Genomic DNA, 7,486 nt, shown 5'->3' with positions numbered 1-7,486 from the left:
GCGCCGGGTCGACGGCGTGCCAACAGTTCATCACCGAACTGGGCCGCAACTTCCAGGTGATCTACGAGCAGGCCAACGCCCACGGCCAAAAGGTGCAAACCGCCAGCAGCAACATGGCCAGCACCGACAGCGCGGTCGGCTCCAGCTGGGCATAGCAACCAGCACAACACGTGGCCCGCACACCGACCCCGTGTGCGGGCCACAGCCGTTGCCGGCCGACCATGGATCTAACCGGCGATCGGCGAATGCGTAATCACCTTGGGCCGCAGCGCGATTTGGTGAATCCCGCCATCAGCCTCGCGTGCGGCAAGACCGGGGTCCGGCATCTTCGGGGCGCTCGACGCGCCAGCCGATGCCCCAGGGGGCGCCTGGTAACGGCATGGCGCTTGAGGTGCCGATTGGCCCAGCCGACAGCGTTTCACCCCAACTCTGCGGCACCGACAACATGCCCACCGACCCACATCTCCCCGTACTGCGCCTCGGTGGCCGCGATCGCCGGTGTGTTCTGCCCGTGGATGTTCGTCGCGACCAGTGCCGCCAGCTGGGCGCGGTTGGCGGCGATTAACGGCGGAGGCACCGTCATCGCAAACGCCGTGTCGAAAGCGCTCGCAGCCGCCCTGGCCTGATTAGCCACCTGTTCGCACGGCGCCGCGCTGGCGGATATCCAGGTCACATAAGGTGCCGCGGCCGCCGCCATCGACACGATGCCGGCCCTTGCCAGGAGCCAGCCCTGAGGCCGGTGACCACCGACTGATAGGAGGCCGCTGTCGACTACAGCTCGGCGGCCGGCTCGTCCCACGCCGCGGCCGCAGCCAGCATCGGCCCGGCGCCCGGGCCGGCATAAATCCGCGCGGAGTTGATCTCCGGTGGCATCGCCCCGAAGTCCATCTTTGCTCGCCTCCTGTTTGCTAGCGGACCGCGATCGCGTCGGCGGCCTCGGTCGCCGCATACGATCGGGCGCTGGCGTCCCGGGCGTCCACGAACAGCTCACCCTTTGCTCACCAACACAGCCGTCGTCGTCTGCGGCCGTCTTGAACCAATCCCGGCCTTGCCTCCCGACAGCCGGCTATTCACGAGATACGGCTGGTGGATACACACCGAATGCGGTTACCGCCCAACTGTTTAGGCACACAGCCTCCGAAGCGCCTGGCAATGCATCAGCCAACAGCCAAGCCTCACAGTATTTTTCGAATAGCTGCCGCATCGAGGATGCTGATCACACACATAGAAAACACATATCTGTCGATCGGCCACCGGCTACGCGGAGCGTGAAACATTTGAGGTCTCTATGAGCTCCGTGACAACCACATGTGCGCCAGGAAGAATGTGGGGACATGACGGCAATGTCGGGGTATCAACGCCCACGCCAGGCCATACTCGGGCAGCTGCCCCGGATCCACCGGGCCGATGGCTCGCCGATCCGGGTGTTGCTGGTCGACGACGAACCGGCACTGACCAACCTGGTGAAGATGGCGCTGCATTACGAGGGTTGGGTCGTCGACGTCGCCCACAACGGGCAAGAAGCCGTCTCCAAGTTCGACAAGATCGGCCCTGACGTGCTCGTCTTGGACATCATGCTGCCCGATGTCGACGGGCTGGAAGTCCTGGCGCGGGTCCGCGAATCCGATCCGTATACGCCCACCTTGTTTCTCACCGCCCGCGATTCGGTGATGGATCGGGTGACCGGATTAACCGCGGGCGCTGACGACTACATGACCAAGCCGTTCAGTTTGGAAGAACTGGTCGCCCGGCTGCGGGGGCTGTTGCGCCGCTCCAGCCACCGGGCACCGCCGGCAAAAGAGGGCCTGACGGGGGGCGACCTCACGCTGGACGGGGCAAGCCGCGAAGTGACCCGGGGCGGTGAACCGCTATCGCTGAGTTCAACCGAATTCGAGCTGCTGCGTTTCATGATGCGCAATCCGCGGCGGGCGCTGAGTCGCACCGAGATTCTAGACCGAGTCTGGAACTACGACTTCGCGGGACGTACCAGCATCGTCGACCTCTATATCTCCTACCTACGCAAGAAGATCGACGCCGGCAAAGACCCGATGATCCACACGGTGCGTGGCATCGGGTACATGCTGCGACCGCCGGAATGAGTCGCGTCGGGCCTGCGCCATGGTGGCGGCCGCGATCGCTGCGGCAGAAGTTGGTCCTGGGTGTGTGCGCCGTCGTCTGCGTGGTGCTGACGACGGTCGGTGTCGTGTCGGTGGTCAGCCTGCGTGAATATGTCACCACGATGAACGACGCCGAGGTGGCCGAGTCGCTGGACGCGTTGACCCATTCCTACACGAAGTACCGCAATGATGAAGGGCCACATGCGGGTTCGCCCGTCGAGCAGGCGATGTTGGGGTTCACCGGCCAAACACCCGGGAACCTCATCGCCGTTCTTCATGACGGTGTGGTGATCGGCTCGGCGGTCTTCTCCGAGGACGAGTCGCGGCCCGCTCCCGCCGACGTGGTCCACGCCATCGAGGTGCAGAAGTGGACCGACGGCCCGCCCCGCACAGCGCAGTTGGGCAGCTTGGGTTCTTACCGGGTAGACAGCCGCGCGGTTGGCCCGGACCGTCTGGTAGTCGGCGTGTCGATGAATCTCGCCAACCGGATGATCGCCCATCGAACCATCACTGCCACAGTGCTTTCCGGAGCTGCACTGCTGATCACAGCAGCGCTCACAGTGTCGATCGTTGGCTACGCGCTGCAGCCGCTACGCAGGCTAGCCGCAACCGCGGCCGAGGTGGCCGGCATGCCGCTCATCGGCGACGAGCATCGGATCACTACTCGAGTGCGCCCCGCCGACACGGACCCCGATAACGAGGTCGGGATCGTCGGCAATACGTTGAATCGTTTGCTGGACAATGTCGACAGTGCGCTAGCGCACCGCGCCGAATCCGACCGCAGGACGCGGCAATTCATCACCGACGCCAGCCACGAACTCCGCACCCCACTGGCGGCGATTCAGGGCTACGCCGAACTCACCCGCCAAGACAGCTCCGCACTGCCGCCGACCACCGAGTATGCGCTGGCCCGAATCGAGTCCGAGGCACAGCGGATGACCTTGCTCGTCGACGAGTTGCTGTTGTTGTCCCGACTGGGTGAGGGCCAGGATCTGCGCAACGAGGACGTCGACTTGGGCGACGTCGTCATCAACGCGGTCAACGACGCGGCAGTGGCGGCACCGACACACAACTGGGTCAAAGCGCTGCCGGAGGAGCCGGTCTGGGTGCGCGGCGATCGTGACCGCCTGCACCAGCTGGTCAGCAACCTGCTGAGCAATGCACACGTGCATACACCTACCGGAGTCACCGTGACGACTGCGGTTGTACGCCACGAGTCTGACGGCGACGGGCCCTACGCGGAATTGACGGTGACCGACGACGGACCCGACATCGACCCTGGTCTCATGCCACACCTGTTCGAGCGGTTCGTGCGCGGGGACAAATCCCGATCCGACGGGTCGGGCAATGGATTGGGGCTGCCCATCGTCGCGTCGATTGCCAAGGCCCATCACGGCTCGGTCACCGCCGAATCCGAGCACGGGCAAACCGTGTTTCGGGTGCGGTTTCCGATGACCGAGCGGTCGACCGATTAGCCAGGTCGTCGACCGTGCGTAAAGGCAGGTTGAAGCGCGCGTAAAGATGGCTGGTAAACCGTTAACATCCCGTTAACTATAGGGCGGCGCCAGTCAACCGCGCCTAACTTCATTCTGGGATCGTCACCGTCGGGGCTCCTCACCGCCGAGGGCCAAGGTTGCAGTCTGCCTATGGCCGGCGATCGATCTGATCGGGTAGTCGCAGAAGGGCGCGAAGGGAGAAGCCATATCGGTAGTTTCCGACGTCGCCCTCACCGTGGCGGTCTTCATGTCGGTCTGCGCCACAGGCTGGTCGATTATGAGTAGCGCTGACTGCACAGTGGCAGCGGTTCGCGATGCGCTCGGCCTGGCGGTCGCCGCCCCCTCGGTGGCTTGCTTCGCGGCGGCCCTTTTCTTTGCCGGAAGTTCCCACGTGACTCACCCATCTGCGGGTCGTGCCCTGCTCACCCTGCTGGGCGCACCGACGTCGCGCACGCCGCCATAAAGGCGGCTGCCGCCGCCCCCGGCCGACGGCGCAACCTGCAATGCCTCAGACTGTCTGCGTAATCGCACCAATCGGATAAGGAACGTGGGTATGACATCATCGGTTGGCCGACGAGGCATCCCGCTGTCGTTCAGCGACGTTGGGAAGCGCGTCTTTCTGGGCAAGCCACTGATCAACGATCACCTGGAATCGGAGACCCTGTCCAATCCCGTTGCGCTCGGTGCACTTTCACCCGACGCAATCTCTTCAACAGTCTACGGCCCCGAACAGATCATGGTCGAACTGCTGCCGGCTGCGGGGATGGCCGCATTCCTACTGGTGCTTCCTATCGCCGCCGTTATCCTGTTGATTCTTGTGCTGGTGACGGGGTCGTATCGCCAAGTGGTCATGACCTATACGCAACGGGGCGGCTCTTACGTCGTGGCGCGCAGCAATTTCGGTCCCCGGGTGGCGCAGATCTCGGCGGCAGCCCTGTTGATCGACTATGTGGTCACCGTGGCGGTGCAATGCGCGTCCGGCACCTTCGCCGTGGTATCGGCGATACCTATACTCGGCCCTTACCACTTGGAAATCACGGTGGCTGCATTGCTGCTGATTTCTTATGCCAACTTGCGCGGATTGCGGGAGTCGGGCCGCATATTCGCCGTGCCGGTCTACTCTTTCGTCGTCATGGTCACGGTGATGATCGTCACCGGTGTGACTCGTGAAATTTTCTGGGGGTTACCGCAATACGATCCACAGCACATCGTAGGAGCGGTGCCAGTCCATCAGGGCAACGGGCTGGTGATGGGCGCGACGATCCTCGTGCTGCTGCGGGCATTCGCCAACGGCGGCACGTCGTTGACCGGTGTCGAGGCGATCGCCGACGCGGTCAATGTCTTTCGTAAGCCGCAGGGCCCCAACGCCCGTCGAGTACTCACCGCAATGGCCTGCATCCTGGGGTTCCTGCTGGTCGGTGTCATCTACCTGGTCTATGCCACCCACGCCACCCCGTATGTCGCTGAATATCCGTCGATGCTGTCCGAGGTTGCCCGCGCAGTCTTCGGCAATGGATTGATCGGACACATTCTGTACCTCCTTTTACAGACGGCGAGTGCGGCCATCTTGTTCTTCGGCGCGAACACCAGTTTCAACGGCTTTCCCGCACTGACGAGTTTCGTTGCCGAGGACAGCTTTTTGCCGAGGCCGATGATGAAACGGGGACATCGTCTGGTGTTCTCCAACGCCATCATCGCGTTGACTGTGCTAGCGCTGACATTGCTGGTAGTGACCGGCGGCTCGGTCGACGCAATCGTGCCGCTCTTTGCGATGGGCGTGTTCACCGGATTCTCGATGGCCGGCTACGGCATGACCAAACACCATCTCACGCACCGGGGGCCGGGGTGGCGACACAAGCTGGCGATAAACTTGTCCGCGGCGATATTGTCCACGATCGTGGTGGCGATCTTCGCGGTCGCGAAGTTCACCGAGGGAGCCTGGCTAGTCGTCGTGGTGTTCCCCGTGTTGGTATTCGGTTTGATGCGGCTCAACCGGCAGTACCGCGCCGAAGCCTCCGCACTGCGGATGTCCCGCACCGAGCCTCCCGAATTTGCCAAGCACGGACGCCATCGGGTGTTCGTCCTCGTCGATTCAGTCGACCTTGCCGAGGTCGAGGCGCTGCGCTACGGCAAGGGGCTGCACGCTGACGAGCTGGTCGCGGTGCACTTCGTGCTGGACGTGGCTCACGCCGCGCGGCTGCAGCAACGCTGGGAGCGCTTCGATCACGACACCCGGCTGCAACTGCTCGACTGCCCGGATCGGCACATTAGCCGGGCCGCGCACAAGCTGGTCCTGCAGACGCTGCACGACTATCCAGGCTCGAAGGTGACCGTACTGTTGCCGCGCCGAACGTATTCACCCCTGCTGGGCCGACTGCTGCACGACCGCACCGCGGACAAGATCGCCAAAGTTATCAGCCGGGTTCCCGGTGCCAGCGCACAAATCCTGCCCTACGACATCAAGTCCCGGATAGCACAGGTCTCCCGAGGGCAACGTGACGATGCCCACCATGGTGAAGTGCTGGCGACCGCCGAAACGACAAGCCCAAATGGCGACGGGCCCACGTCGATGGTCGACCCCGCACACCACGTTGCCCAGTGAACCTAGGAAGTGATGCGCAGTGACAACATCGACTAGCGGGCAGGATCTGCCGCTGTCTTTTACCGACTTGTGTAAGCGGATCTTTCTTGGTAAGCCGCTGACCAGCGAGCAGCTCGAATCCCAGCGACTGTCCAATTCCGTTGCTCTCGGCGCACTTTCACCGGATGCGATATCCTCAACCGCCTACGGTCCCGAACAGATCATGATCGAACTATTGCCGTATGCCGGGATGGCCGCATTTGCGTTATTGCTTCCGATCACCGGCGTCATCTTGTTGATTCTTTTATTGGTGACACTGTCGTATCGCGGTGTCGTCACCGCCTACGCCCGATCCGGCGGGTCTTACATGGTCGCGCGCGACAACTTCGGGCCGCGCGTGGCTCAGATCGCCGCCGCCGCGCTGTTGATCGACTACGTGGTCACCGTCGCGGTGCAGCCGGCCGCCGGAACGGTTGCGGTGGTGTCGGCGATACCCCCGTTGCGTCCCTACCACTTGGAAATCACAGTGGCGACGGTCCTCCTCATTTGCTTTGCGAATCTGCGGGGGTTGCGGCAGTCGGGCCGGGTATTCGCGATCACGACGTATTCCTTCGTGGTCATGATCATGCTGACGATCATCACCGGCCTCGTTCGCGAAGTCTTCGGGGGTCTACCGAAATACGATCCGCAGCACATTGCTGGAGCGGTGCCGGTCCACCAGGGCAACGGCCTGGTGATGGGTGCGACGATTTTCGTCGTGCTGCGCGCTTTCGCCAACGGTGGCTCGTCGCTGACCGGAGTTGAGGCCATTTCCAACACAATCGACGTCTTTCGAGCGCCGCAAAGCCTCAACGCCCGTCGGGTTCTCACCGCAATGGCCGGCATACTCGGATTCCTGTTGATTGGTGTTGGCTGGCTTGCATATGTCACCCACGCCACTCCGTATGTGGACGAATATCCTTCGATGCTTTCCGAGATTGCCCGCGCGGTTTTCGGTCACGGACTGATCGGGGACGTTCTGTACTTCCTCGTGCAGGCGTCGACCGCCGCTATCCTGTTCACCGGTTGCAATACCAGTTTCAACGGTTTTCCCGCGCTGTCCAGTTTCGTTGCCCAGGACCGTTTCCTGCCGCGACCGTTGACGAAGCGCGGTCATCGACTGGTGTTCTCCAACGGCATCATGCTGTTGACGACGCTAGCGGTGGCACTGCTGCTGATAACAGGTGGCTCGGTGCACGGGCTGATCCCGTTGTTCGCGATTGGCGCCTTTTTAGCCTTCACGCTTTCGCAGG

The 7,486-nt window shown here is 62.9% G+C and carries 3 protein-coding genes and 3 pseudogenes; 5 read left to right on the top strand and 1 reads right to left on the bottom strand.

Annotated features, from left to right (window positions below; all coding sequences use genetic code 11):
- A pseudogene (locus ACFE99_RS20140) lies at nt 1-155 on the top strand (type VII secretion protein EsxI); the annotation flags it as partial.
- A 302-nt stretch (nt 156-457) separates the two neighbouring features.
- On the opposite strand, the pseudogene ACFE99_RS20135 reads toward ACFE99_RS20140, so the two are convergent.
- Nucleotides 458-888 (bottom strand): annotated as a pseudogene (locus ACFE99_RS20135) (PPE family protein); the annotation flags it as partial.
- A 446-nt stretch (nt 889-1,334) separates the two neighbouring features.
- On the opposite strand from ACFE99_RS20135, the gene ACFE99_RS20130 reads away from it, so the two are divergent.
- The 4 genes and pseudogenes from ACFE99_RS20130 to ACFE99_RS20115 all read left to right on the top strand — a co-directional run.
- Nucleotides 1,335-2,099, top strand: coding sequence for a response regulator transcription factor (locus ACFE99_RS20130; RefSeq protein WP_375488183.1), 765 nt, complete (start codon nt 1,335-1,337; stop codon nt 2,097-2,099).
- Entirely contained in the window at nt 2,096-3,592 is a 1,497-nt protein-coding gene (locus ACFE99_RS20125) for a sensor histidine kinase (protein WP_375488182.1), read from the top strand. The genes ACFE99_RS20130 and ACFE99_RS20125 overlap by 4 nt, the downstream gene beginning before the upstream one ends.
- A 574-nt stretch (nt 3,593-4,166) precedes the next feature.
- A pseudogene (locus tag ACFE99_RS20120) lies at nt 4,167-6,092 on the top strand (APC family permease); the annotation flags it as partial.
- A 142-nt stretch (nt 6,093-6,234) separates the two neighbouring features.
- The coding region (locus tag ACFE99_RS20115; protein WP_375488181.1) for an APC family permease at nt 6,235-7,486 on the top strand (1,252 nt) is incomplete at its 3' end.

Origin of the sequence: uncultured Mycobacterium sp., from assembly GCF_964249325.1 — a bacterium.
In the GTDB taxonomy this organism is placed as follows: Bacteria; Actinomycetota; Actinomycetes; order Mycobacteriales; family Mycobacteriaceae; genus Mycobacterium.
This window is presented reverse-complemented; position numbering and strand designations above follow the sequence as displayed.

Coding starts and splice junctions, on each gene's coding strand:
- ACFE99_RS20130 (WP_375488183.1), top strand. CDS start 1,335: ATGACGGCAATGTCGGGGTATCAACGCCCACGCCAGGCCATACTCGGG.
- ACFE99_RS20125 (WP_375488182.1), top strand. CDS start 2,096: ATGAGTCGCGTCGGGCCTGCGCCATGGTGGCGGCCGCGATCGCTGCGG.